The organism is Pedobacter sp. AC402, from assembly GCF_979252805.1.
The window spans coordinates 1-26,910 of sequence record NZ_CEEDAI010000010.1 but is presented as its reverse complement, the minus strand read 5'-3'; the positions used below and the strand labels follow the sequence as shown (position 1 = coordinate 26,910).

The window sequence follows — 26,910 nt, the reverse complement described above, 5'->3', positions numbered from 1 at the left end:
GAAATATGGTGATGCATTGAAATTACGCCCATATTAATAAATTATAAACTTCAATGCTTTATTGCCTATCTTTCAGCACTAACCAAACTTCAGAATTACTTCAGAATTGGAACCTACCTTCGCCATTTATCTACAATGGGCAGCATGCTAGTTTCAGTTTCGATTAATCATTAATTATGAGCATCAAATCAACAACCAATACTTTATTACATAATAGATTTGGACCCGTTTTTTTAGCTACCCTGTTATTATGTGGAATATCGCTCCTCACCAGGCTTGCTTTACTGCTATTTAGTGCCGCATTGGTTGATTGGTCGATACTTAACCTGCTCAAAATATTTGTTATCGGTTTATTTTACGATCTGGCTGCTGCATCTTTTGCGGTAATTCCGATTGTACTATACCTGTGGCTTATGCCTGCAAAATGGTATGGCTGTAAGTTTAACAGGGTATTGCTGTTTATCTATTTTTTCATTGTTGTTTTTACACTCATTTTTAATGCTGTATCCGAATGGTTTTTCTGGGAGGAATTTTCGGTGCGTTATAATTTTATAGCCGTCGATTATTTGGTATACACTACAGAAGTTATCGGTAATATCCGCCAGTCGTACCCCATTAACAGCATTATGGTTGGCCTGGTAATTATTACTGCGGTTGTTATATATCTTTTACGCAAAAAAATTACCTGCTCTACCAACCACAAAACCAGTTTTGGCCAGCGCACAAAAGTTGCGTTGGTGCTATTATGCCTGCCTGTTTTTACCTATTTCTGTATCAGCCATAAATTAAAATACCTAAGTAAAAACCAATATGTAAATGAGCTCTCGGGCAATGGCATGTATGATTTTGGCTTTGCCTTTTGGAACAATCAACTCGATTACAATACTTTTTATAAAACGATTCCGATTAAAAATGCCGAAACAATTTTAAGTCATTTATTGCAGCAGGATACGCTTGCTAAAAACGGAACGTTTAAAAATACATCCAGAAACATTAGCAATGCAGGCACCGAAAACAAAATGAACGTGGTGCTGATTAGTGTAGAAAGTTTAAGTGCCGAGTTTTTGGGCACCTTCGGCAATACGCAGCACATTACGCCCCAACTGGATTCGCTTGCTAAAGAAGGACTGCTTTTTAATAACCTATATGCATCCGGAACCCGCACCGTGCGTGGTTTGGAAGCACTTTCGCTCTGTATCCCTCCTACACCAGGACAATCGATTGTGAAACGGCCTGATAATAAGAATCTGTTTACATTAGGAAGTATATTCCGTGCAAAAGGCTACAACAGCAGGTTTATTTATGGTGGTTATGGTTATTTCGATAACATGAACGAGTTTTTTTCGAACAATGGTTACCAGGTTACCGACAGAAGTGCCTTACAGGATTCGGAAATTCATTATTCCAATATCTGGGGCGTAGCCGATGAAGATCTGTTTACGCTTTCATTACGCGAACTGGATAAAGATTATAAAAATAACAAACCGTTTTTTGCACAAATTATGACGGTTTCCAACCACCGCCCATATACCTATCCCGATGGCAGAATTGATATACCATCACACACAGGCAGAGAGGGAGCAGTTAAATACACCGATTATGCCATTGGCAGGTTTATCCGCGAGGCAAGGCAGAAACCATGGTTTGCAAACACCTTATTTGTTATCGTAGCCGATCATTGTGCATCCAGTGCAGGCAAAGTGCAGTTACCGGTTGATAAATACCACATCCCGATGATTTTTTATAGTCCTGCCCACATTGCACCAGGTACATTTGATAAGTTAACTGCCCAGATTGATATTGGGCCTACTATTTTAGGCTACCTTAATTTTAGTTACAACAGTAAATTTTTCGGTCAGGATGTTTTTAAAATGAAAAACAGTGATGAACGTGCTTTTATTAGTACTTACCAGAGTTTGGGTTACATTAAAAACAACAAACTGGTTATACTCGATCCGAATAAAAAGGCTGCCACTTACAAACCCGATTTTAAAACGGGCAGTTCTGTAGCCATACCTGCCGATCAACAGCTGATTAATGAAGCAATTTCCAATTATCAAATGGCCTCTTACCTCTATCAAAATGGTTTATATGGTTTTGAAGCTCAAAAGAAATAATTACGATAACCTACAAGCATGAGCATAAACATTGGATTGGTGATTTGGAAAGAGATGAAAGCAAAATCTTTCAGCAGAGAACAACTGGCCGAAGCTGCAGGCATTAGCAAACACCGGGTGGGCACTTTACTTAAATCGACTACGATTGATACAGGTATTTTAACCAGGATTTCGATAGCACTCGAGGTTAATTTTTTCGAATATTACCGCAAGGATGAAGACCTGGCCAGGTTTGAAACCAACCTGAACACCCAAAGTAATGATGGCGTAAGCTCACTTAAAAACCTGATCAAAGAGAAAAACCGATTGCTCGAACTTTATAGTGAAACCATTAAAAGTCAGAAAAAAATTATTGCCTCGCTAGAGCATATGAAAGAATTGTAAGCAAGTTTTTTATTTGCTGATTTGGAGCTGATGATGCCATTCTTTAAGCATTTCAGCGTGATTTAATATTTCATTCTCATTTAAATCTTCTTCCAGCTCGCTCAACTTAAAATCGATTGTATCGGTTATGGTGCTACTGATATTTAGTAAATGATCTATTTCTTGGTCGAGCAGGTATTCCAGCAGTTCGAATACGGCACATGCCGTATTTAAGGCATAAGTACCCAATGGATCAGTAAATTCTTCAGTATCTGGTAATACCGCTTCCAGTTCGGCTAAAAGTTGCTTTACTTCGTGTTCATCTACAACATTAGGAATGGCATTTTTAGCACATTGAATTGATCTTTTCAATATATCAGGATTCCCCGAGTTAAACTGCGCATGAAAATCAATATAATCAGGTAGCAGTCTATCGCAGATGTTTATGCCAAAAGTAATACGCTGCTTTTTGGGCAAAATGGATAACTGATCGCTCAGCTGTTCGTAAAATTGTGTAGCATTCATTTAATTGCAGGTTAATTGCCCAATCTCGGTAAAAGCAAGGCATTAAGTTTTGCAAAGATATGCGTAATTTTTACAGCTACAATTTAGCAGCCTATTCATATTTCAAAGCCTCAACCGGATTTGCTTTTGCTGCCTTATAGGCCTGAAAACCTACTGTTAAAAAAGCCACCACAGCAGTACCAATAATGGCTATTAAGATCATAGAAAATGAAATAGTTGTTCTAAATTCAAAACCGGAAAGCCATTTATTCATAAAGTAATAGGCCAAAGGCACACCGATAAATGCCGCCACCAATACCATTTTTAAAAAAGATACCGAAAGCAATTGCATAATGCTACTTACCGAAGCCCCCAATACGCGGCGTACGCCAAACTCTTTGGTGCGCTGCTCGGCACTGTAAGCCACTAAACCGTATAAACCAAGGCACGAAATCAGTATTGCAATACCTCCGAACAGATTAGCCAGAATACCGAGTATTTTTTCAGATTGCAGTTTCCTGGTGAACAGATCGTTTACAAATTTAATTTCTACAGGGTACTGTGGATTGATCTGCTTGGCAATTGCCGAAATCATCTCCACATTTTTGCTCAAACTATAGTTGGGATTTAAGCGAAAATTAATGTTGCCATTTTCATTTTTACTAAAATTAATCACCATGGGCTTGCCCGGGCGGTAGGGAGAATCCCATAAGAAATCTTTAAAAACAGCAATCACTTTTAATTTATTACCAAAAAGCTCAACAGTTTTACCCACCGGATTTTTTAACTGCATTACCTTAACTGCATTGCTGCTCAACATAATGGTGGCTGTATCTGAAGCAAAATCTTTTGAAAAATCGCGCCCGTCCAATAGTTGTATTCCAGTGGTTTTAACCAGATCGTATTGGGTTTGAAGCCGGTTAAACACAATCTCTTTACCTTTCTCTTCCATATCGGGCCACTTAAGTCCGTAAAACCAGTTGCCTACATGCGTCATGCTTCTGGCTGCTTTGATTAACTGCTATGGCCGCACCGCTTTTAAGTACCTGCGCTTTAAACAATTCAAACTTAGCCGATAAGTTACCATCCTGAGCCATCTCTGCAAGCAGATTGCTGTTATAGCCTATCGGCCTGTTTTTGATATACTGCATCTGCTTGTAAATTACCAATGTAGAGATGATGAGCATAATGGCAAAACAAAATTGGCCAACCACAAGCACCTGCCTTAAATTAATTGGAATTAACCTGGCCCTTGCTGCCTTATTTTTTAAAGTTTGGATGGGGTTAAACGATGAGAGAAAAAATGCCGGATACATGCCCGATAAAAGGCCAGTAAAAATTGCTACCCCTAAAACACCTACCCAATAGCCTACATTGGTATAACCGATTGTGATATCGATATCCAATAAGTTATTAAAAATGGGCAAAGTAACCTCTACAATTACAACGGCAAACAATACTGCCACTACCACCAGCACCATTGCTTCGGTTAAAAACTGAATGATTAAAGATCCTCTTGTTGCCCCGATTGTTTTTTTAATGCCCACCTCCTTTGCACGCCGTTCTGATTTAGCGGTGGCCATGTTCATAAAATTGATGCAGGCTACCATCAAAATACCAAACGCAAGGGCAACAAAAAGGTAAATGCGATCAATATCGCCACCTATACTTTTACCATTTTTAAATTCGCCATATAAATGTAAATCGGATAATGGATACAGGAAGTTCTGATTTTTTTGCTCTTTATAGTTTTCATTAAAGAGTAATTTAACTTTTGCGTTAATGGGCGCAATAAGTTTAGGATTGTTAACTTTTGCAATTGTAAGAAAACTAAAATCGCCCCAGCCTGGATTTTTAACATATGGGTTGATGCTTTGAAAAAAAGCCCACGACATTAAATAATCGTACCTCAGCGTGGTATTGGCAGGCAAATCTTTCATCACCCCAGTTACCTTTAAATTAAAAGCATCTTTATAGCGCACAGTCTTATTTAATACCTCAGTAGTACCAAACAAAAGTTTTGCCATGCTTTCTGTTAATACTATCCCATCTGGTGCATTTAAAGCTGTATTCGGATCACCGGCAATAAACCCGTAACTAAAAACTTTAAGTATTTCCGGGTCGGCAAAAAGATCAGTCTTTTTAAAGCTTTTTTCTCCATTGGCAATTAGCGAATTATCTCCCCCACCGATGCGTGTAATGGCATCAACCTCTGGTATTTTATTTTTAATGGCCATTGCAATCCCATTGCCGGGAACACCTCCGGTACTGGTAATTTTCCCTGATGCGTCCTGAAAATTGGTCATTACCTGATAAATCTTATCGGCATCTTTAAAATGGCGGTCGAAATTTACTTCATAATTTACATACAGCAGCAATAAAAGGCACGCAGATAAACCAACAGCCAAACCAATAATGTTGATTACAGAAGAAACCTTATTTCTCCAAAGGTTGCGTAAAGCAATTTTTAAATTGAGACTGAACATGGCATTACTGGTTGATCTGTTAAACAAATATAACTTTGCAATGCACAACCAAGTGCGTGCCAAGAGGAAAAAAATGCATTATATGTCTTAAATGACGGTATTTATGATTCGACTAATCAAATAGCGTTCGTTATCGAACAGCAAGTGTACACCCGCGGACAGTAAACAAATATATTTACCAAATACGGGTAAATGCAAAAAGCCCTACATTTCTGTAAGGCTTTCTAGTGATCCCGCTGGGATGCAAACAAATTTAATAAGGGTACAGTGTACGTTCCAGCTTCTCTCCTTTTGCAACACTGGAGTAGCCATATCCATAGGTAAGGTTATAGGTTGTTAAATTGTAAACAATAAAACCAAAGCTAACATTTGAAGGAACTTTAATTGATACGAATCCATTTGCATCAGTTACACCTTTTAATACAGCATCGTTAATAAAAGGTTTAAAGTTACTCGCGCTGGGTAGCCCTGCATTAATTGGATAAGCTACCACACCTAAATTTTTCATTGGTGTTCTGTAATCCACATTCGATAACAGGGTGAGATTTAGTAAACCTGAAAATTCGGAAACTTTAATATTTCTTTTTTTATCAGTTCCTGCTACAACCTGAACAATATCATCCGTAAGGTACTTCACTTTGTTAACCGTTACGGAATCGGTAATTACCACATAATTTTTAGCGCGTAAACCCTGAAAGTTAGCTATACCGTTCGCATCTGTAAGCATTGTAGCAACCAATGAATTCTGGTTTTGCAGGCCAGCAGTGTAATAAGGTTGGGTATCGTAAAGCGAAACTTTAACTCCAGGCAAACCTTTCCCTCCATCATCGCTATACTGGTAGCTAAGATTGCCTGTGCTTGGCGAATCAATTAACTTTACATTTGTAACCTTTTCACAGCCGCTTATAAAAATGGAAAGCGCTAGTAAAAGCATGATTTGATATTTCATATTCTTATAAAACATAAGTAATTTGTGATCAAACCGTTACTGAAACAAATTAATAGAGAAGTTATTCGTTGCATCTTTTTGTACCGATACAGTGTATGTATTGTTGTAAGTGGCATTGGTTACCGTATTATAAAAGTATACGTAATACTGCTTAGATGAAGGAATTTTAAATGAAATTGAGCCTGCATCATTCGTAACCCCAGAGAAATCTGCTACCTTTAAATTAGTGGCTGTAGATGAAGAATAACTGTATTTATTATACGGGATCATAATTACACCTATATTTTTCAGGAGTTGATTATTGTTGTAAGATCTAACCGTTGCCGTAAATGTGCCAGAAAAGTCTGTCACTTTTGTTTCTTTGTTTTTAACTGCACCCGTAATTACCTGAACATATTCCTGAACAAGATAAGCTACATTATTTACTTTAGCAGAATCTGCAACCAAAAGGTAATTATCCGGATTAAGATCGCCAAAATCGGTTAAACCATTGGCATCTGTAACACGCGTATCCAAAAGAATGTTATTACTTTGATAGTAATCCTGACGGTTAAACAGCGATACTTTCACATTTGGCAATCCTTTACCAGTATTATCAGTCAATTTGTAAGTTAATTTTCCACTGGTAGAAAGTTGCACATCAACATTAGTGGTTTTTTTGCATGACATAAAAACTGCCATAAGCAGTATTAAGAGCGTTAAATTTGATTTCATATTATTTATTTTTTTTTAAAAATTTGCGCAAATATATCATAATGAATAAGAGTTATGATATATTTTTTCAGAAACACTTAAAGTTTTAGGTATTGATTTGCTCAATGGCGAATAAGCGCATTTTTTGTTTAAAACAACCAAGCTTACATTTCTGGGAGGCTTGGTTTGATGGGTAGAATAATATGATTGATTTAAATTTGAAAATTTTCACAGGGTAATTTGAAGAATTTTCTTAAAACTTTTTTAGTAAGAGAAGGGATCGTTCTACCCAAAACCATCAATTAATTGTTAAACTTCATTAATGAACCACTTTTTGCGTTATAATTAATTCGAAATCAGGTTAACAACTAAAAGAAAAAGTGCTCTCTAAAGATTGATTTGAATAAGGTGACTCCATATTGGTCCTGCAAAAAAGCCGATTCCAATTATATATTTTGTCTTACTATCTAATTTATAGAATAGAAGAGATGAACATGTTCCGATCAAATATAAAAAAAATCTATCGTATTAACTTTATTCAGCATCTTAAGAATCTTAATATAATTATTGTCGGCATTATAATAAGCACTAATAGAAAATACCGGAGGATTTTTTACTGGCATAAACATGGCATCTTTCATTACATAAAAGATGCCATGGGAGCCAAACAAAAATTGCAATAACTCAATTGTACAGATTGATAAGGCTATGATATAAAAAACTTTTAAACTTTTCATATCGTTCTGATTAACATGTGAAAATATTTTTATCAATAACCAAAAAGTTCATCATTTTCCTTTTCCATGGCTACCCAGCTCAACCAATAACCTTTACCAGTTTTTCCTGCACCAGTTGGGTCAATCTGAAAAAAATCAGGAATAATTTCAAAGTTCTTCCTGGTTTCTAACTCTTCGATATAATGCGTAAAACATTCTAAAAGCTTAGGAAAGGAAGAAAAAACAATTTCACTTAACCCATCCATATCCCCGCCATACTCATGATCATAAACTCTAATTGGATATTCATTATCTTTTACTTCATACCTACCATCAAATACTAATGGACCAGCGTCATTGCCCTCATCACCAAAAGGATATAGTTTAGCCTCAATAAGGTCCTTTGCCAAAGAATAATCCAAGTTGTCAATAATCTGTTGTAGGGGTTCAGTTGGAGATGAAACAGGAAGGCCTATGAGCTGACATGAACAATCCAGAAAAAAATATTGCTTGTGCCACTCAACAAAACTTTTAGGGAATTTTACACTGAATTTTTCCTCAACTTGGCGATAATTACTATTGGTTAATGTCCCCCTAATCGGCTTCCAAGTATACCAACCGTCTTCATCAACGATCGAAGCCATCATGTTTTTTGGAGTTTTTTCCTCCCTATATACACTACGTAATCTGCTAAAATTAAAATAAGAAGTAAAAAAAGTATTTATTATTTCATCCATGGCTTATTCTGATAAGTAAAATTCAAGTCTAAAATATCTGTTTTTTTGTTAAGCTATTGGTGCGATGGTTTATGACATCAATATCCTCTACATATGTGGCTATTTTAAAAACACCCATATACCGCCTTTCATCTTCATCCCAAATATAATCTTCAAATGCATCATAAGTAACAATTGCTCTAATTATAGTACCACTTGAATTTTTGAATATACTTTGCTCTGTAATTTCAAAATAGAAATTTTGTATTGGTTCTTTATACAATTTACCAATTTCATCATGAGAACCAAAACCATTTACAAATGCATCAGGGTTACCTGTTCTTATATCAGTTACAATTGAAAATAATTCCAAGAACGGCCCTAGAGAATTCAACCTCCCCCCTAAATTTGCTAACCTACCATTTATCCTAGCCCTGTGTAAAATGCTAGCCCATTTTTGATGTACTTTTTGAGGAATAGCAAAAGCCATATTACGTTGTTTATGGTGGTGATGAACTAGTTGATTGTACATATATGACTTGTGGGTAGGATTATATTTAATCCATTGATAATCGACTTTAATTGATTTAAAGTCATTGTTTTTAATGAATGCTCTATTATCTGCACTAAACATTTCAGGTCTTTTTTTAATCAGTTGATCCCAAAAATACTTTGCATTTCTTGGATTGCCATGAACAGTAGTGCCGTTTCTGGGCGTGGCTGGGGTCATATCAATACCTATGTTTTTTATATAATACGCTTCGGGTATAGGGTCATTAGGCACCCCTTGTTGCACCATTTCTATATCAATAATACCCAACTCATTTTCATCATCATACCATTCTTGGCCATAGATTACATCAAAATTGTCTGGTATATATATAGGTGAGTTTTCATTATAAACCCCATTGAGTAAATCTATAAACGCTTGATTAAAACTAGTAGGGTTGCCTATCAAATAACCAATAGCCCAAATAACAAAATTCTTGTTCTCTGTAGTTGGCCCATTTGTTGCTAGGTAAGCTACAAATGCATTAGTAGCCTCATTATGGTTCTTAATATATTGCTTTCTACTATCATCAGAAATTGATAAGATATTAAATAGATATTGAGCATTTGCTGAAACAGACGGGTCTGCGCCTTCAGGCATTACAGGATCGCAAGGTGTTGGCGGTAATACGGCCAACCTTGTGCCTCTTTCAAAGTAAAAAGATACGCTGGGTGTACCACCATCACATGGGTTATAAGTAGGGGGCGGTGTTGGTACTGTGCCTCCTCCCCCTCCGCTACTTCCTCCACCCTCATCTCCTGCTGGAGGAGCACAATCTACGCCGGGTAGTCCGCTCCAATGTATAGTATGGCAGTGAACCTCCCTCTTCTGGTATGCCACCTACTTCCCACGGACAGGTGCCTGGCCAATCACCTGTAGAGCATTGATGGGGAACTACAGTGTAAATATCATAAATTTCGCACTCTCCAGGTGCTAAGCTTATAACATTTGGCGTACCAGAAGGACTGCTAATACTAGCTATAATCTTTCCCTTTAACGCATTCTCTTGTTTAAAATTTGTTGTATTTAAGGCTTTTGTGTCAAGAGCAACATCATTAAGGTTTATTTTATTAAATATAGAGTTATCTTTAAATGCAATTGCATGCCCCGCCCTCCATCTATCTATCCATTCCTTAGATGGATAATAGGTACTCAAAAATGCCGTAGTTTTTTCTTTTACAACTTGTATGGTTAAGTTTTGAAAGACAGTTGCTCTAGGTGTTTGAGGCCTTATGCTAATCACATAACTTAATGTATCTCCTAAATGCAGTAATTTTACACTGTCCATCACCAAGTTAAGGTTGCCTGCCAAAGCTTCTGTACCCATAACTTTTTCTTTAGCTCCTGAGAGTACGTTGCTTAAGCTGCCTGTAGCTTTAAGGTTTATTGAATTGATAAATTCCCGATAAGAAATATTTTTTACCTTTGATAAGATTATTGAATTATGGTCTTTTTGTAGAAGGATTTCCTTTTTACAACCTTGTACCAAGAATAGGCACATTAGAATAAGGCAAGCGATCGCTTTGCCTTTCTTCAGTGTTAATTTTTTCATCGTTAATTTAAATTTGTTGAAGTGAGAGGGATGATGCCGCAAACATACAGCAACAGATTTGTTACTTGAAATGAAATACATAATTTTACACCAAATCAAAAAGGTAGGTCATTTTGATGAATAGAGATACATTTTAGTCCAAAAATTACATGAAAGCTAATATTTGGTTGTCAGGGAGAAAAAGATGAGCATGTCATAAGTTAGTTCCATTAGCATTAATAAAGGAACGTGTAAATTTGAAATACACATTTAATAGCTGTTTATGAGCACATTTACTATCAACTTAAAAAGGATTGATGAATTTTACTAGCGTCATTTGGTAAATTATCAGAAAACTCATCCTAATAAAGTGAAGTGGTATTTTTTTAAAAACCTTTGTAACTAATACGACTACTATAAAAAAATCTTTTTTTTAAGATGTGTTGTTCGTATTTGATCTCAAATCTGCATTCTAGAATTCTGACAAACCAATAAATAAAAAAGCCTCCAAGTGTAAGACTTGAAGGCTTTCTGTGATCCCGCTGGGATTCAAACCCAGGACCACTACATTAAAAGTGTAATGCTCTACCAGCTGAGCTACGGAATCATTATATCCCTTTCGGGGCTGCAAAGATAGAAAATAAATCGATTAACACAAAAGTTAAAATAAATAAATTTAACAGAAGCTTAACAATTAATAAAAATTAAACAGTTAAATATTTATGGATCACGTTGTTAATCGGAGAAAATAAATTACATTGTAATCAGTTATTTTTATCCCTATTCCCGTCAAACTACAGTAAGCTGTAATTACACAACCCAAATTATTGTAATATGCTTAAACCAAATGATTGCCTACGGCATTGGTAAAAGGATTTACATTCTTAATAGTTGTAAAACCTGCATTAATTTTTTATTTTTCAGTTTTATTTTGATTTTTACATATACATTCGCTTTTCCCTAATGAATATTGAAAATATCTACGGTGAAGAGAAGTGGAAAGCCTTTGGTGGCTTCTCTCCTCTTATTGCTGTCTTTAAATCTTACCATCCGCTTAACCCCGAAATTGAAAACGTGATTAACGAATGGACCTTCCCTATCCATTTCGCAAAAAACAAACACATTGCATCGCCCTTAAAACGCAACCGTTACATTTACCTCATTTTAGAAGGTGCTGTACATGGTTACCTTAAAATGGGAAATAAAAAAATAACTACCTGGATTGCTGCCGAAAATGAATTGGCCGGCACCATCCGCAACTTATGGGAAAGTGAGGTTTCTGATGAATACATTGAAACCATCGACCCTGTATTTGCGATTGCGATTCCGCATGAAATGTCGAAATTGCTTTATGAGAATTTCCCGATCGCCAATTATGTTGGCCGTAAAATGACGGAGATCTATTTTCAGGGGGCAACTGAGCGTGCATACATTAGCAGGCTCCCGTCGGCATTAAAACGCTACAAACGTTTCCTCGTTTCTTATCCACACCTAATTAACCGGGTTCCGCTCCTAAATACATTGCATCATTTATTGGCATGCGCCTTGAAACACTCAGTAGGATTAGGAAACTTGCATCATTAGAAAAATAACCGCTCAATGCTGTAAATCAATCTGTATTAATTCCATCAGGCCAATCTCTTCATTCAGTTCTGAATGTGAAAATTAAATTCCTACATAGCAAAACGGCGCACTGCAATACGTTGGTGCGCCACCAAATCTTTCATAAATAAAGCCAGCAGGTAAATCTCATTACCTAAAAAAGGCGATTAAACAATGTTTTACCTCGCCATATCGCTGCTTTACCCTGTACATACAACGCACAATAGAAAAAAATTATAGGTTGCATCAGTTAATAATACAAAAGAGACTGTAAACCATTACCTATGGCCATCATCTCTTTTTACTTAATGTTTAATAAACATGACTACGGTTATTTAAAACAATGTTAAGATGTAGAAGGTAAATTTTTGGATCAAGAGAGCGAAAATGATGAGAAAGGAAAAAGATACACTTTATAGCACACAGCTCATATCTGCAGCCTTCATCCTATTGTGGGTTTACACCGCCGGAAGTAAACTCGTCAATTTTGCCACCTATAAACTGGAAATGGAGCACCAGGTTTTTAGTTTGTTCTTTTCTCACTTGTTAATTATCCTTATTCCAGCCGCAGAATTATTCACTGCATTACTCTTGTTATTTAACAAAACCAATAAGCTGGGCTTAATCTTTTCCCTATTGCTGATCTTCAGTTTTACCGTTTACATCGCACTGATCCTGGCTAATTACTTCCCGAAAATACCTTGCAGTTGTGGTGGAGTGATCGGAACCCTAGGCTGGAAAGCACACCTGGTTTTCAATCTTATCTTTTTAGCGGCAGCTATACTAGCCTTATTTAATAAACCAAAGCGGGAGGTATGTGACAAAGAGTAAGTAGATAAAATGAGTAAGGCCAGCTCACAAACAAAGAACCACATCGTTTGAAAGGCCAAAAGTAAAAACAAGATGGGCCAGTTGCCTGAGGCCCAACTATCAGGCAAAAAATTAAACTTAAAATATGTCAAAAAAAATTAATTTAGGCTTCGCTGCCCTTTTAGCAGGGTTCGGTCTTATCGCAACACAAAGTGCTTTTACTGCAAAAACACTTTCTTATTACCATTACAAAACAACTAACGGACCAGTTGCTCAAACCAGTTCATGGGAACCGGCAGCCGCTCCATCTACTTTTGAATGCAGTGGTGACCCTGAAGTTCCGTGTACTATCGGAATTGAAACACCTTTGTCTACATACCTTTCAGGCAAAGACAATCAGGCCGTTATGAATTCTCCAGAATTAATCTCTTCAAGAGAACAATAGAAAAAACAATGGTGCAGAATAAATCTGCACCATTGAATTATGGATTTTGTGGTAGATTGGCCAACTCAACTACCCGCTCAGGGATGGGAAGCGTAAAACCTGTACTGTTGGCCAGGAGATTGTAAACTATACCTTTTGAAGTCCTTGTAAATGAAATGCCTGCACCCTCTTTATTTAGCCTTTTAACATCTATCCACCTTAGTCCACGCAAAAGCAATTCTTTCCTTCTTTCAAGCAGGATCTGTTTCAGCACCGCATTTCGATCATTCCCTGTTCTTTCGATAAATGTATTTTTACGGTAACGATTTTTGAGCAAGCGGTTTAAATCTGCCAGGGCCTCTGTAAGTTTGCCTATTCTGGCGAAAGATTCGCTTCTGATCAATAACACCTCATTTACCGCAATACCACTAAAAAAATTAGAGTTCCCTTCATAACTTCCCTTAAAACCATAAGTGCCATTCTTATTGTCATTAAAAAAAACAGTTTTACGCAAATCATTAGCTTCATATAATTTATAAAGCAAAGGGTTTATCTTACCCCTTGCATTATTCAACATGGGTGAAGTAAGGTAACTATCTTGCATCACCTCTGCATTAAACTGCCCTATTGGATAGGTAGCGGTAGCATTCAAAGTGTTATAATCCAATAAATCAGATTTTAGCATAAGTGCAGAATCGGCATAGAGCAGTGAAAGTTCGTATTTACGCATAGACCAGTAAGTTCTTGCGAGCAAGCCGAATGCTGCTGGTTTGGATGGCCTCATTACATGAACAGATTTGTTTGGAAGTGCAGCTGCTGCTCTTTTTAAATCGGAGATCACCTGCGTATATCCTGCTAAAACGGTTGCCCTAACCGATGCTTCATTAAAATCAGCACTTAGTTTGAGTGGTACACCAAGGTCGCCTGCTGATTGTTCATCATAAGCATTTCCCCAAACATAAAGTCCTCTGAGGTGATTTTTTGCCCTGATGAAGTAAGCCTGCCCTGCAATGTTTTCCCACTCGAAAGCATTACCGGCGTTCTTTTCAATTTTTTGAATCCCCTCCAGTACAACATTGGTACGGTTAATGGCCCTATAATTATAAAACCACTCGTTCGAATCCTGCAAAAAGATATTGTTACGCTGCCAGGTATACATGTTCCGCTCATTTTCTGTCCTCGCATCAAGATCGGCATCGGTAAGGTATACATCATCGGTACTTACTTCGGCCGCATTCCCATCTACATAATTTAGTTGTTGATATTGATCCAATAGTGCCTGCAGATCTGGAAGCTTTTCGGGGATGGCCTGCGACTGATTGGATTTCACATCAAGAAATTTCTTGCATGAACCGAGGAACAAAAGCAAAAAAATGTTTAAATATATTAACCTTTTCATAGTTTAAGATTTATAAAGATGATTTAAAACCAAATGCAATACTCCTGGCATCGGGTATACCAACATAGTCTGGATCGATGTGTGCTTTGTTTGCACGCCAGATAATTCCCAGGTTATTTGCAACCACAAAAACCTGCAACCTGGAAAATCCTGCTCTTTTTATGCTCCCTACTTTAAAATCATAACTTAGGTTTACATACTGCATGCGGATATGATCACCTTTGAGTGCATTAATTTCGGAGCCCCAGTAAAACTCGTCGCGCAGATTCGAATTCGGATACATTAAACCCGGCACATTTGTAGTCAGTTCATCACCTGGTTTCTGCCACCTATTTGCATAATCTGCATTACCATCGCGGCCAATGAACAATGAACCATAATCAAGTGCATTTTTTCTGAAGTAATACCCCAATTTAAAGTTCAGCCTGAAACTAAGTGTTAACCCCGAATAGGAAAAACTGTTCCCAAAACCACCCGTAAATAATGGGAGTGCTGAACCATGAAAAACCATATCTTCAAACTTTAGTGAGCTTCCCATCAATGCATCATAATTTTTGCTTACTGCACCATTTAAAATCCCCTGCGGATCGCCTGTTGCTGGATCGAGCCCTGCCCACTTAAATGAAATCATTCCATATAACGGATAACCCACCAATCCTGTAAATGAAACATTGCCATCGAGTTTACTCCTTCCATTAAAAGAACTATTGTAGTTTTTAAGCACTTTATCTTTGTAATAATTTAGAAAAAAATCTGAGTTCCAACTGAATTTCCCCGAAATGTTCTGACTGCTCAACTCCAGATCAAGGCCATTTCCTTGTATAATGCCTGAGTTTTTAACAATTGTAGCACCTACGCCTGCAGTAAGATCTATTGGGGTAAGCGCAAGAAGATCAACTGATTTTTTTCGATAGTATTCCAAACTGCCCTTTATCTTATTGTTGATTAAACCGAACTCCATTGCCGCATTAAACATGTATACCCGCTCCCATTTAAGTTCCGGATTGGCATAGTTGCTCAAAAATGCATATGGTGTTTGCGTAAATACCGAGTTAAATCCGGCATAAGTAATGGTGGTTACTGCTGTACTTCTTGGGTCTGTATTTCCACTTGCGCCAAAAGTTGTTCTGAGTTTAAGAAAAGACAACAACCCATTGTGAAAAAATTTTTCTTTTGAAATGTCCCATGAAAAACCAGATGAAAAAAGCGGATTCCATTTATCATTGGTCTTTAAGCCAAAAAGATTGGAAGCATCCCTCCTCCCACTCAAAGAGAGGGTATAACGCTGATCAAAAGTATAAGCCAGGTTGGCAAAAGTTGAAAGGTACCTGTTGAGTGTTTTACCAAAAGCATCCCTGTTTGGAATATTTTCCATATTGCCGGTTACAAAAGTTTTTACAGGATTAAAATAATCAACAAAAGATGTTGTCAGCGTTGATTCATTCAATCCATATACACGGCCGGAGTTCGTCTCCGTTCCGTTGCTTCTTACCTCTGCCCCAATAATCCCGGTAAATGCATGCCTACCCATCAGCTTATCAATATCTGCCTGCACCCTGGCGTTATGCCCCTGAAGTAGCGAATAATCCTGATCCACTATACTTCCCAATGGGATATTTCGTTTTAGGGTTCCTGTAGCATCAATAGAAGAATAAGCATTAACCAGATTCCTCACCAGGTAACTTTGCGGACTATTAACTGATTTTATTTTCCCATCCTGCTGCTCAAACTGATACGTGGCACCAAACTTTAACCAATCTAACACCTTATAAGATAGCCTGAGAGAAGCAAGTACATCATTCACGTTATTAACCGAAGTGCTATATTTATAATCATCCAATGGATAATACGACCAATCTTGAAATTTTCCATTTCCGGCAGAATTAATGTAACCCAGCCTGTAATCTTTTATAACAGGCAGTGGATTTCCGTTATCATCAGCCAAACGGGTATAAGGTGGCAGAATACCTGTAGCCGAACTGAGCTGAGACGGATCGGTTTTTCCATTTTTACTGTTGGTGTACGTCAGCATAAGATTTCCTGTTAAGGTGAGCCTGGGGCTGAGCTTAAAGTTTTGTTCGGCCTTTAAATTATATCGACTGAAAGGCGCAGCAAGCGAACTTACATTGTGATCGAAACCTGCTGAAAGTAGCCAGTTTCTTTTATCGGTGCCAGCTCCCAACTGTAAACTATATTGTTGAGCAGTTGCAGGTTGAAACACATACTTATCCAGATCGCGTCTAAAATCGTATTGTTTTAAGGCATTAATTTTAGATTTGGAATCCTCCGTAGTGATCAGCCCGTCTCTGGCAGCAATCCGCAGTTCAACCACATCAGATAGCGGCACATGGGAAGTTCCGGTTTCAAAGCTTGAGAAATAGCCTTTATCAAAAAGAAAGTTCTCCAGATCAATAAAATCATCCACACTTATTTTACGCTGGTAATACTGGTCGGGTTTTTCTGTAATCTTCAAATTTCCTGAGAAGGATACTTTCAGTTTATCGTTGTAGCGGGCTTTTTTGGTATTGATAACAATTACTCCATTGCCTGCCCTGGCACCCCATATTGAAGCAGCTGCAGCATCGCGCAATACGGTAATACTTTCTACATCATTAGGATTGATATTGTTGATATCCCCTTCGTAAGGAAAATTATCAAGCACAATTAGCGGGCTCCTTGGCCCCTGTAAGGTACCAATCCCACGGATAATAATTCCATAGCCATCGCCACCATTGCTTTTACGGTCTACACTTAAACTACTTGTAATTCCTTCAAGTCTGGTAATAATGTTCGTACCCACCTGTTCATTCAATACCTTATTTGCCAATTGTAAAAAAGAGCCAGTTGCCCGCTCTTTAGGTATTGTTTGGTAACCTGTACTTACTTCAACGGTTTCCAATTGCTGATTATTTGCAACGAGTACAATTTTGAACACGCCCGAAAAAGGCAAGGAAACTACAGTATCCTTTGTTACATAATTCATGGCTGAAAGCGAAAGCTGATACTTGCCTGCCTTAAGCGATAATGCAAATGCGCCGTCATCATCAGTTGATAGCTGTTTACCAGGAAGCACCTTTACCCGTACCCCACCAATTGGCTTACCAGTATTATCATTTACTATGCCTTTAAAAAGCTCTTGTGCTTTTACCGGGCAAGTACAAAGCAGCAACGCGAAAATTAAGATAAATCTGCCCATAACTTAATTTCCCGCTCCTTTAAAGTTCTTCAGTTTACTTGTTGCCAGCAGATGCTTTTTATTGCGTTCGATCATCATCAAAACATTCTCTTCTGTCAGGAAATCGCTTAAAGTAATTCCTTCTACAACGCCGCCAATTATCCATACATAATGCGGCAGTGCCCGGTGCGGAAAAGCACTTAAAAACATTTTATCCTCTACAATGAAAGGTAGTTTTATTTCGCTCAAAGCACCTGTAAGTCCTCCATCGCTTATCTTTTGGGCAAGTAAAGCTGCAGAATCGCCTGTTCCAATAGCATTCACCAACAAAACTTTAAGGTCTTGAGGAAATTTATCCTGCATTTTATCCAACAGCGGAAACTTCTTCAGGCAGGAACCACACCAGCTTGCCCAAAAATCGATAATGATCAGCTTATTAAAATCCTGAGCAATAGAGGATTCGGATAGTTGACCTTTGACAAGCGTTTTACTTTTAAAATCATACAATAGCCGGGGTAATTTTCCGCCTACATTTACAGGTGCAACTGAATCGGTTATTGTTTGCGCAGAGGTTGAATAATACAGCCCACACAGCAATAATAAAATACAATAAATATTTTTTTTCATTATAAGTTTGGTTAATCAGGTAGATCAATAAACTGCAACTGCGCCGTAAAACATAGAAAACACCCTCTACAGGGATGAAAGTAATGCGGAGCGTCAGCATTGAGAATCAATTGCTATATCAAAAAAAAGGACATAGCAAGTCTATTAGGATCAAATACCCTTCATTTTTAGATGGTTGATTGGTTTGAAAAGAGCTTTAAAAACAGGGGCAGTAAAAAATTACCACTGGTTTAAGGATTTATACAGGATTTTTTGGCTTTAAAGCATAAAGCCAATCGAAAGGGTAATGGTTATCTGATCTCATAAGTAAAAAGTTTGTACATGCTAAAAAAAGGATCATCCAAATTATTGACTTGTTTGCTTACAGCAGAATTTTCCTTAACCGATTGTGAAGGCAAAACAATGTAACCCGTATCTGGCAGCACAATAAGTCTTTGCCACTCCATTGCTGGTTTAATGCCCTTGGAATGACTGGTATTAAGCGCTGCCTTTTTTTTAAGTGGAAAAAAGGATAGTACAGCCAAAGGACTATATAAAAAAGCCCAGCAAAGAAAAAATAGAGGCAGATAGCATTCCTTGTTCTTCATATTAAATTTAAAAATCTGGTAAAAAATTACACGTAAAGGGTACTTACTTAACCCCATGTATGATCGGTAGTAGTCAGGCTCAACATTTACCTGATTTGCAAAAGGGTTAAATCAATAAAGAAATCCTGTTTAGGCACAAAAAATTATGGCATAACAATCCCATTACGGTAAAATCCGTTATTTTTTTTTTGCTAAAAACAGTAAAAAGAGGAGACAATTAAATACCTTAAGGGCAACAAAAAACAAGCAAAGCTTTTATATTGAATACTTATTTAAAAATAAACCGTTAAGCGCATTTCCTCCGGATAAAAAATTACTCAGGGTTTTTCGGTTTTAAAGCGTAAAGCCGATTAAATGGGCAATTTAATGTGGATTGATATAGCATTACCTGAACATGATGGGCTAAAAAAAGTGATAACAAGTTGCAACCTTTTTAAAAAGATTTATCCTATTTACCTGAAGTGTTTTTTGCTTTATCATGCCCGTATTGGTATACGAGTCTTGTTGGTGGAAAAACAAAAGTGGGCTTCCCAAACCATAACCTCATAATGTTTCTCACGCCTTACGTTGAAATGGAATTACAGCAGCAGCCCACTCTTATTTTGGAAAGGCTAAAGATAGCAATTCCGCTATAAGAAATGGGATAAAATCTGCTGTCCTGCTTCAACGGCGTGAGATGTGAGGCTGCAAGACTCTTAATTTTATCTTGTACTTATTTTTTAGTTAATGTTTTTATAATACGTAAATGTAAACAATAAAATTCGAAATGTCAACTAATTGCATGACGTTTTTATTTGAAATATAAAACATCTTGCTAGCAATATCTGATAGTAATGATTAGTGAGAAAGAAAAATTAATTCTTAAAAATTTTGGCCGTCATTTAAAATCTTTAAAGGAAAGCCAAAAACTTTCTTATCGCGAATTTTATAAAAGAAGTGGAGTAAATACCGGAGACATTATAAAATATGAAAATGGGGAAACCAGCCCTAGTTTTATCACACTAACCAGATTAGCCATTGGGTTAAAACTACATCCAAATGAACTTTTGAATTTTGATTTTGGTGTCGATTTTTCTGCCGGACTTGAATAAACTAAAATATTCAAAAACAAGCACTGTCTTATCTATAAAAAATGTGGTGGAAGGCAAGAAAAATCAGTATTCTTCAATTACAACATATCATTACAAATAATACATTTAAAATTTTTATTATAATACAATAACGTTATTAGGGATAATATTGATATATTGGGTATGTCTATCTAAACATACTTCTCATGAAAGAATTTATATCTTGTATCATCATAGATGATGACCAAAGTGCTATTAACATTTTAAAAGATTACATCTCAGAAATACCTCGGTTAAAAATCAAAAACACATATACCAACCCAATTGAAGCACTGAATGAAATCAGCAGCGAAAACATCCGGCAGCTCATTTTTCTGGATATTGATATGCCGGCGATGTCTGGAATTAGATTTGCAGAAAACCTAAAGCATAGTGCTCATAAAATCATCTTTACCACCTCCTACCCTGATTATGCAATTGAGGCTTTTAAAGTAAGAGCCAAACATTACTTGTTGAAACCTTTTAATATTGGTGATTTTGCTGAGGTAGTTAACGAAGTGATTTTTGAACATTATGATTCACAAAACCTTGAAAGCGAAGATGAACAGGCATTTTTCTTGAGAACCAATGGCGAACGCGGCAGACTTACCAAACTTTTGAAAAAAGATATTATTTACCTTCAGGGATCCAATAACCACGTTCATATTTATACACAGCACAACAATTATTCTGTATATATGACAATAAAGGAAATGGAAGAAAGGTTAAATGAAAATCCTCACTTTTACCGGGTGCATAAATCATATATTATTAATACTGATTTTGTAAAAGAGATCAGCGGGCATAAAATATCTTTAGGCAAATATGAAGTGCTGATGACTCCACAATACAAAACTGAATTTATGGAATATGTAAGTCGTGGCATCCTGATTTCAAAGCGGATCCAATAAATATAAACCTCTTAAACCTACTCTTAGCAGAATAATTTAGGAACAGTGGAATTAATTATTCCCGACAGATTTAGCGTCAAACCTATCTTCATTTAGAAACAAATGTGTGGTTACCGTAGTTACCGCCGTTATTGTTGTTGATGTTGGATCGCCTGTATTCATTGTATCATTACGTTGTGAACGAAAAATAAATACCGTTTTCCTTCCTGTTTTTATATTGCTAATTCTTTTCATGGAAGAAAATTAGCTTTCCAAGAGGCTTAATAACATCAACTTATGTAATGCAGCATTATACCGTTGCCAAACCCAATTTTAACAAAATAAAAATGAAAAAGTGGTTACTTACCTACCGTTGGCACATCATCGCCTGGACTATTTTTATCTTATATGAATACCTTTTTGTTGTTTTGATTCTTCAGGTATGCAGTCCGATACTAACAAACATTATCCATTATGCTATTAATATCTGCTTATTTTATATTCATTCAGATCTTTTATTGGCCCGGAACATGGAACATAAAAAACCTGCATATTTAAAACTCATTGCTCTTATTATTTTTGAGCTGATCAGCTATACGCTTATCGCCTACCTGGCGGACGAGATAAGAATCCGAATTCCTTTAAACGCAATTCCGAAAAGCATAATGATTAACTGGAGATTTATATCTTCTACACTTTGGAGGGGAATTTATTTCATGCTATTTGCAACGACGTATTATTTCTTAAAGCGTTATATGGCTCAAAAGCAGCGAACAGCTAAATTGGAAAGGGAAGCTATTGAAAAAAAATTAAAACAGAAGGAGACGGATATTGAATTAGCCAATGCAAAAAACGCCTATCTAAAAGCGCAGATTAACCCGCATTTCCTCCTTAATACGCTTACCTATATATATAACAATACCCATAAAACCGAGCCCAGAGCAGCTGAAGCGGTATGGTATCTATCGAAACTGATGCGCTATGCAATGGAATGTGAGGCATGGCCCTGAAATGATGCCATTGGAAAAAGAGATCGGGCAGATAGAAAACCTTTTGCAATTAAGCCGAATCAGGCAACCTGCTATTTTTATCGAATTTAGTTACTACAGTGAGATTGAACACATACAGACCATTCCTCTGCTGCTGCTCAGCCTTACCGAAAACATGATTAAACATGGAAACTTAAGTCAACCAAGCGATCCGGGGAGAATTTCATTGAAACTAAAGCAGAATATATTGACCATGGAATCATCCAATTTGATTAACACCGGATTAAACGACACAGGTTTTCATACGGGATTGGCAAACATTAGGCAACGGTTACTGCATGCCTATGGAACACAAGCCGAAATCATCACTGAGGTAGACGGACAGTATTTTAAAGTTTTAATCAATATCGAAATGGAAAATATTTAACAGAAATGAAATCAACTGATCACTAAAATTTAGACCCTTCGCATTAGAACTTTGGTTTATTTACACCACATTTTCACTATAAATTAAATCTACCTTTTTGCCCATCTTTTTCTGGATAACTTCAAAATGATCTAATTCATCGGGACTAACCAGCGAGATGGCCTCTCCAATTTGATCCGCCCGCCCGGTTCTACCAATTCTGTGTACATAATCTTTTGGCGATCGTGGCAATTCATAATTAATCACAAATGGAAGCCTATCGATATCAATTCCTCTTCCTATTAAATCAGTGGCAACCAATATCTTAAGCTTACCCGATTTAAAAAGGTACAAAGCTTCGGTTCTAGCTCCCTGACTTTTTTTACTATGGATCGCTTTTGCATCGAAATTATTTTTACGGAGTTTATTAACTACCGCATCAGCCGCATGAACAGAAGAAGTAAATATCAACACTTGTTGCATTTCGCGACTACTGAACAGTTTACGTAAAAAGGCCCTTTATTTTCATTTGACACAATGTAAGCAACCTGCTGAATCTGCTCAATCGAATCTTCCTGCTCTTCGATTTTTATTACCAGCGGATCGTGTAATATTACCTGGTGAATCAGTTGAATATCTGCATTTAAGGTGGCTGAAAAAAATATATTCTGGCGTTTTTGGGGCAAAAGTGAAATGATTTTATCTACTTCTTCCTTAAAACCCAGATTCAGCATTTTATCGGCTTCATCTAAAATAAGCGTTTCTATATCCGATAAAGATACTGCGTTGGAAGCCACCAATTCCAATAATCTTCCAGGAGTAGCAATAACTATGTTTGTTCCCTGAAGAGCCGTCATTTGAGGGTTGATGGAAACACCTCCATATACTGCAACTGCCTTTACAGGGACATTGAGCCCTTTGTTAAATATTTTGAAAACATCTTTCACTTGCTCGGCAAGTTCGCGTGTAGGTACCAACACCAATGCATTAACGTGCCTGTTTTTAAGCTTCGGTGCCTCTTTAAGATTCATTAAAAGTGGCAGTACATAGCTAACGGTTTTACCAGAACCTGTTTTAGCAATTCCAAAAACATCTTTTTTGTTCAAAATTGCTGGTATAGCTGCTTGCTGGATTGGCGTAGCTAAAGTAAAATGCTTATCTGATAATACTTTTAATAAATCTGGAGACAAACCCAGAGACGTGAATGACATAAATTCGTTTTTGTCAAAATTAAACAAAAATAGCCATTAAATATTACCTCACAAAGTAGAACAAATGTTAATGCTGAGCACCAATTCTATTAATAGTTTTAAATTAAAAGATGCAAAGGCTGCATACGCAGCCTTTGCTAGATTTATTCATCCCAAAAAATAAATCTACAGATAACCAGTCTGTTCTAATTAACCCTAATTCGTATAATTTAAAAATTACACATATCATATTAGTGATGGCAAAAGTAGCTATGTTAATAGAGATACTAAGGGGGTATTTAGTTCAAATTTGGGGTAGAAACAGGGCAATTATTAGGATTTGCTTTATTAATTAGATTGAGGTGTAAAAAATAGGTTTGATTGTATTCGTTTAATCATATCCTAAAAAGCCAATCAATAATGCTCAGCTTAATAATTTAGGGTGTTTGTTCCTTTTTAGGTTTTTCATCATACTTACTAATGCCTGATAATACATAACCAATCATAGCACCTAGCAGCGTTGCTACAGTTTCGCTTTTGAGCATACATTCTAAAGATAAAATTATAATACAGGGGAGAAAAAATGCACAGCAAAGAAACTGTACAGTTCTGGCACCGATTGATTTGTCTTTAACTATTGCGCGGACAACAAGGCCGATAATGGTGATCAACATGATCAAAACCATTCCAAATTCTATTATTTCTTTAAAATCTTTGGTGTTGAACATAAGCGATTTGGGTTAAGAAAGTGAAAAACTGATGAATAATCTCTAAAGCAATAAGATTGGGTATCGATGGGAAAAACACATAATAATAAGCACATTAGCGTATCTCAGATTCGCGATTTCATGGCTTAAATCAACTTAAAAATTCTTTCTGATAAAGTAAAAGCCGAATGCACCTGCCAAAACCACGGCAAGTGTTCCATAAAAATCTAAGCTGAACAAAGCATTAGGATTCTTAGGATCAAAGTTATATTCTGTACCAGGCTTATAGTAATACATATTGGCATCTGGTGTAGGATCACATTCATTATTACATTCATTTAAATTTGTGAGCCTAATAAAACAGCCTCTACCCGTTGCCTGCAAACATTTAATATCCTTAAAAGTAGACTGATTGCCCGTTCTGTCGTAGAGTGGATTTCCCTTATAAATACCAATATTTGAATAAAAGATATTGAACCCGTCTGCTGCGAATGATTTACAGCCTGTTTCGGTTGAGGCTTCTGCAGTAAATACCATAAAAATGAAAGAAATTGCAGCAATGCAGCTCCTGTATCCTTTCCACGCCTTAGCCATTATACAAAGACTTAAATTCCGCAACAATTTCATGAATAATAAATTAGATAGACAAACTACAAAACCGAATATAGGACTGAAAAAGGAATTCGTTTGTTATGGTATTGTCCATTGTTTATCCATTTGTTGTCCAAAACAATTTATGGAGATGTTTACGAAAAGCCGTGAAGAGCAGTTTTTTGCTAATTTCTAAATACCAGAATTGAAGGGGGGGGTATTAAGATATTTAATTTCAATAAATACTTAGAAAGTTTCATTTGTATTCAGATCTTTAAGTTCAAAATTGTGCACTTCCCCAATCCCTGAAAAAAGTATTCGAACGCCTACAATTTTTCCTATATTCTTTTTGTAGCTGACTGAATAAACTAATTTTTGATCGAGGTAAAAACTTACTTTTTTATTTATAATATGGAGACGAATATCTACCGGGTTACTTAGATCTTTACCTAATGCCTTAAGATTTTCCCAAAGGCCAACCCTTGAATTTTCAGAAAATACTGCATCCGCCCAAGCCACACATTCAGGGCTGGTAATACCAATATAATCATCATCGTTTTCTCCGTAGATTTTAAAATGCACGCCAACGCACTCGCCCTTTTTAGGTTTCTTTGATATTTTTACCCTCGCATTCATTTCAAAATTATCCCCGTCGATCTTTGTTTTCTTTATGTTTACGAAATTCAGAAAACATGGCTTTACCGTATCAATACCAACTTTTGCAACATCATCTTTTGTAAAACCATTCATACCGGAAACCTTACCATTGAATTGTTTGAGCGGATGCCGGCCATATACATCAATCGGGCCGTTTACATATGCGAACCAGCCATTAGACGCTACTGTTATGATGGCGGTATCTATTGCGACCCCTTTATAATTTAGTACAGTTTCATAACGCCCGGGGGTTTGGTAGTAATGCACAAAGGTATTATGATGTGGTTTTACAGAAATCTTTATCCTATCGTTAAAATCGACCATCAGGCTGTCTGTTTCTTCAATATTGCCTGAATTTAATTTAAAAATTGCGGAATGCGCTGTATTACCTTCCGGATTTATACAGCTAATACTTACACCTTTCACAACAGGCGGACCATAGTAGAAATTGGCAGTAATCAAGGCGCAACCAATCAAAATAATGATGATCGAAAACACTGGCCAGCTATAAATTTTTAGCTTTACTTTTTTCTTAGAAAATTCTTCTTTTTCTTGAGTTTTCTGATCTTCAATTTGTTCTTGAGTTAAATTATAGGCAGATTTAAAGTCTTCCCAACCAGTATATCCTATAAACTTACAAAGTGCGTTTAAGGTTGCTGCCTGCGGTGTATATGATTTTCCTGTTTTTAATTTCCCGAATATTCGTTTTAGTGTATTTACACTGATATATACCTGAGTTTCCTTTGCAATGGCTTCGGAAAGTGTTAAATAGCTATTGTTCTTCCAGGTATGAAGCAAAGGCATTTGCATCTTCTGGCCGATAAGACCAGCACAGATATTGAGCTGTGCATTGAGCTCTTCTTGGGAAGAATATTTGGACATGATGATATAGTTGATCTAAAAATAGTAACTCAGCAGTATTCAGCGTTTTATGAGGTACCTAATGTTAACTGCAATATCTGGTCCAAAAATGATGCTAACTATTTTGACCAACTATAAATTCCCCCTGTAAATTGAATTGGCTATATCTCCGCAAAGCATTCTTCTCACTTTCAATGACTTATAACTCATACAATATGTTTAATATACAGTTTACAAAGTTTCTCATATCAAACACTAAGT

28 protein-coding genes and 1 tRNA gene are annotated in these 26,910 nt (G+C 36.7%); 9 read left to right on the top strand and 20 right to left on the bottom strand.

Features of this window, described 5'->3' with window-relative positions:
- The first annotated feature begins 176 nt into the window (after nt 1-176).
- Both AC0IWE_RS17675 and AC0IWE_RS17670 read left to right on the top strand, forming a co-directional pair.
- Nucleotides 177-2,117: an LTA synthase family protein gene (locus AC0IWE_RS17675; protein WP_471794083.1), complete on the top strand. Its 1,941-nt coding sequence runs from the start codon at nt 177-179 to the stop codon at nt 2,115-2,117.
- 18 nt (nt 2,118-2,135) lie between these two features.
- A complete protein-coding gene (locus AC0IWE_RS17670; protein WP_463494481.1) occupies nt 2,136-2,501 on the top strand; it encodes a helix-turn-helix domain-containing protein in 366 nt (121 codons plus the stop codon).
- Between the two features lie 9 nt (nt 2,502-2,510).
- Here the strand turns inward: AC0IWE_RS17670 and AC0IWE_RS17665 are convergent, their stop codons facing one another.
- The 10 genes from AC0IWE_RS17665 to AC0IWE_RS17620 all read right to left on the bottom strand — a co-directional run bounded on the left by AC0IWE_RS17665 (nt 2,511) and on the right by AC0IWE_RS17620 (nt 11,232).
- Nucleotides 2,511-3,005 carry a DUF416 family protein gene (locus AC0IWE_RS17665; protein WP_471794082.1) on the bottom strand — a complete coding sequence of 165 codons (495 nt, stop codon included), beginning with the start codon at nt 3,003-3,005 and terminating at the stop codon, nt 2,511-2,513.
- A gap of 91 nt (nt 3,006-3,096) precedes the next feature.
- Complete coding sequence (locus AC0IWE_RS17660) at nt 3,097-3,981, bottom strand: ABC transporter permease (protein WP_471794081.1); 885 nt, start codon at nt 3,979-3,981, stop codon at nt 3,097-3,099.
- The gene (locus AC0IWE_RS17655; RefSeq protein ID WP_471794080.1) at nt 3,947-5,470 is read right to left on the bottom strand and encodes an ABC transporter permease; all 1,524 of its coding nucleotides are present in this window, start codon (nt 5,468-5,470) and stop codon (nt 3,947-3,949) included. The genes AC0IWE_RS17660 and AC0IWE_RS17655 overlap by 35 nt, the downstream gene beginning before the upstream one ends.
- Before the next feature lie 253 nt (nt 5,471-5,723).
- Entirely contained in the window at nt 5,724-6,419 is a 696-nt protein-coding gene (locus AC0IWE_RS17650; RefSeq protein ID WP_471794079.1) for a hypothetical protein, read from the bottom strand.
- A gap of 36 nt (nt 6,420-6,455) precedes the next feature.
- Nucleotides 6,456-7,133 (bottom strand): hypothetical protein, encoded by a 678-nt coding sequence (locus tag AC0IWE_RS17645; protein WP_471794078.1) that lies wholly within the window; start codon nt 7,131-7,133, stop codon nt 6,456-6,458.
- Between the two features lie 482 nt (nt 7,134-7,615).
- Nucleotides 7,616-7,849 (bottom strand): hypothetical protein, encoded by a 234-nt coding sequence (locus AC0IWE_RS17640; protein ID WP_471794077.1) that lies wholly within the window; start codon nt 7,847-7,849, stop codon nt 7,616-7,618.
- A 32-nt stretch (nt 7,850-7,881) separates the two neighbouring features.
- Nucleotides 7,882-8,565 (bottom strand): SMI1/KNR4 family protein, encoded by a 684-nt coding sequence (locus AC0IWE_RS17635; protein WP_471794076.1) that lies wholly within the window; start codon nt 8,563-8,565, stop codon nt 7,882-7,884.
- A 28-nt stretch (nt 8,566-8,593) separates the two neighbouring features.
- Nucleotides 8,594-9,730, bottom strand: a complete 1,137-nt coding sequence (locus AC0IWE_RS17630; protein WP_471794075.1) for a hypothetical protein — start codon at nt 9,728-9,730, stop codon at nt 8,594-8,596.
- 115 nt (nt 9,731-9,845) lie between these two features.
- Nucleotides 9,846-10,646 carry a hypothetical protein gene (locus AC0IWE_RS17625; RefSeq protein WP_471794074.1) on the bottom strand — a complete coding sequence of 267 codons (801 nt, stop codon included), beginning with the start codon at nt 10,644-10,646 and terminating at the stop codon, nt 9,846-9,848.
- A gap of 513 nt (nt 10,647-11,159) precedes the next feature.
- A tRNA-Lys gene (locus AC0IWE_RS17620) sits at nt 11,160-11,232 on the bottom strand.
- A 356-nt stretch (nt 11,233-11,588) separates the two neighbouring features.
- On the opposite strand from AC0IWE_RS17620, the gene AC0IWE_RS17615 reads away from it, so the two are divergent.
- The 3 genes from AC0IWE_RS17615 (at nt 11,589) to AC0IWE_RS17605 (ending at nt 13,482) form a co-directional block, all read left to right on the top strand.
- Nucleotides 11,589-12,209, top strand: a complete 621-nt coding sequence (locus AC0IWE_RS17615; RefSeq protein WP_471794073.1) for a Crp/Fnr family transcriptional regulator — start codon at nt 11,589-11,591, stop codon at nt 12,207-12,209.
- A 405-nt stretch (nt 12,210-12,614) separates the two neighbouring features.
- Entirely contained in the window at nt 12,615-13,058 is a 444-nt protein-coding gene (locus tag AC0IWE_RS17610; protein ID WP_471794072.1) for a MauE/DoxX family redox-associated membrane protein, read from the top strand.
- 124 nt (nt 13,059-13,182) lie between these two features.
- Nucleotides 13,183-13,482: a hypothetical protein gene (locus tag AC0IWE_RS17605; protein WP_471794071.1), complete on the top strand. Its 300-nt coding sequence runs from the start codon at nt 13,183-13,185 to the stop codon at nt 13,480-13,482.
- Nucleotides 13,483-13,519: 37 nt separating this feature from the next.
- Here AC0IWE_RS17605 and AC0IWE_RS17600 read toward each other — a convergent pair whose 3' ends face one another.
- The 4 genes from AC0IWE_RS17600 to AC0IWE_RS17585 form a co-directional block, all read right to left on the bottom strand.
- Nucleotides 13,520-14,860, bottom strand: coding sequence for a RagB/SusD family nutrient uptake outer membrane protein (locus AC0IWE_RS17600; RefSeq protein ID WP_471794070.1), 1,341 nt, complete (start codon nt 14,858-14,860; stop codon nt 13,520-13,522).
- Nucleotides 14,861-14,870: 10 nt separating this feature from the next.
- Complete coding sequence (locus tag AC0IWE_RS17595) at nt 14,871-18,056, bottom strand: SusC/RagA family TonB-linked outer membrane protein (RefSeq protein WP_471794069.1); 3,186 nt, start codon at nt 18,054-18,056, stop codon at nt 14,871-14,873.
- A 3-nt stretch (nt 18,057-18,059) separates the two neighbouring features.
- Complete coding sequence (locus tag AC0IWE_RS17590) at nt 18,060-18,662, bottom strand: TlpA family protein disulfide reductase (RefSeq protein WP_471794068.1); 603 nt, start codon at nt 18,660-18,662, stop codon at nt 18,060-18,062.
- 290 nt (nt 18,663-18,952) lie between these two features.
- Entirely contained in the window at nt 18,953-19,249 is a 297-nt protein-coding gene (locus tag AC0IWE_RS17585; protein WP_471794067.1) for a hypothetical protein, read from the bottom strand.
- An 833-nt stretch (nt 19,250-20,082) separates the two neighbouring features.
- On the opposite strand from AC0IWE_RS17585, the gene AC0IWE_RS17580 reads away from it, so the two are divergent.
- Together AC0IWE_RS17580 and AC0IWE_RS17575 are read left to right on the top strand one after the other, a co-directional pair.
- Nucleotides 20,083-20,340, top strand: coding sequence for a helix-turn-helix domain-containing protein (locus AC0IWE_RS17580; RefSeq protein ID WP_471794066.1), 258 nt, complete (start codon nt 20,083-20,085; stop codon nt 20,338-20,340).
- Between the two features lie 185 nt (nt 20,341-20,525).
- Nucleotides 20,526-21,269, top strand: coding sequence for a LytR/AlgR family response regulator transcription factor (locus AC0IWE_RS17575; RefSeq protein WP_471794065.1), 744 nt, complete (start codon nt 20,526-20,528; stop codon nt 21,267-21,269).
- Between the two features lie 51 nt (nt 21,270-21,320).
- Here AC0IWE_RS17575 and AC0IWE_RS17570 read toward each other — a convergent pair whose 3' ends face one another.
- Entirely contained in the window at nt 21,321-21,503 is a 183-nt protein-coding gene (locus AC0IWE_RS17570; RefSeq protein ID WP_471794064.1) for a hypothetical protein, read from the bottom strand.
- Nucleotides 21,504-21,595: 92 nt separating this feature from the next.
- Between AC0IWE_RS17570 and AC0IWE_RS17565 the strand changes: the two genes are divergently transcribed.
- Nucleotides 21,596-22,258 (top strand): histidine kinase, encoded by a 663-nt coding sequence (locus AC0IWE_RS17565; protein WP_471794063.1) that lies wholly within the window; start codon nt 21,596-21,598, stop codon nt 22,256-22,258.
- Nucleotides 22,230-22,664, top strand: coding sequence for a LytS family sensor histidine kinase (locus AC0IWE_RS17560; RefSeq protein WP_471794062.1), 435 nt, complete (start codon nt 22,230-22,232; stop codon nt 22,662-22,664). Before AC0IWE_RS17565 ends, AC0IWE_RS17560 begins: the two co-directional genes overlap by 29 nt.
- A gap of 60 nt (nt 22,665-22,724) precedes the next feature.
- Here the strand turns inward: AC0IWE_RS17560 and AC0IWE_RS17555 are convergent, their stop codons facing one another.
- The 5 genes from AC0IWE_RS17555 to AC0IWE_RS17535 all read right to left on the bottom strand — a co-directional run bounded on the left by AC0IWE_RS17555 (nt 22,725) and on the right by AC0IWE_RS17535 (nt 26,670).
- Complete coding sequence (locus tag AC0IWE_RS17555; protein ID WP_471794061.1) at nt 22,725-23,126, bottom strand: helicase-related protein; 402 nt, start codon at nt 23,124-23,126, stop codon at nt 22,725-22,727.
- Entirely contained in the window at nt 23,111-23,854 is a 744-nt protein-coding gene (locus AC0IWE_RS17550; RefSeq protein ID WP_471794060.1) for a DEAD/DEAH box helicase, read from the bottom strand. Before AC0IWE_RS17550 ends, AC0IWE_RS17555 begins: the two co-directional genes overlap by 16 nt.
- A gap of 416 nt (nt 23,855-24,270) precedes the next feature.
- Complete coding sequence (locus tag AC0IWE_RS17545; protein ID WP_471794059.1) at nt 24,271-24,561, bottom strand: hypothetical protein; 291 nt, start codon at nt 24,559-24,561, stop codon at nt 24,271-24,273.
- A 135-nt stretch (nt 24,562-24,696) separates the two neighbouring features.
- Entirely contained in the window at nt 24,697-25,134 is a 438-nt protein-coding gene (locus AC0IWE_RS17540) for a hypothetical protein (RefSeq protein WP_471794058.1), read from the bottom strand.
- A 243-nt stretch (nt 25,135-25,377) separates the two neighbouring features.
- Entirely contained in the window at nt 25,378-26,670 is a 1,293-nt protein-coding gene (locus AC0IWE_RS17535; protein WP_471794057.1) for a hypothetical protein, read from the bottom strand.
- Nucleotides 26,671-26,910: the final 240 nt, after the last annotated feature.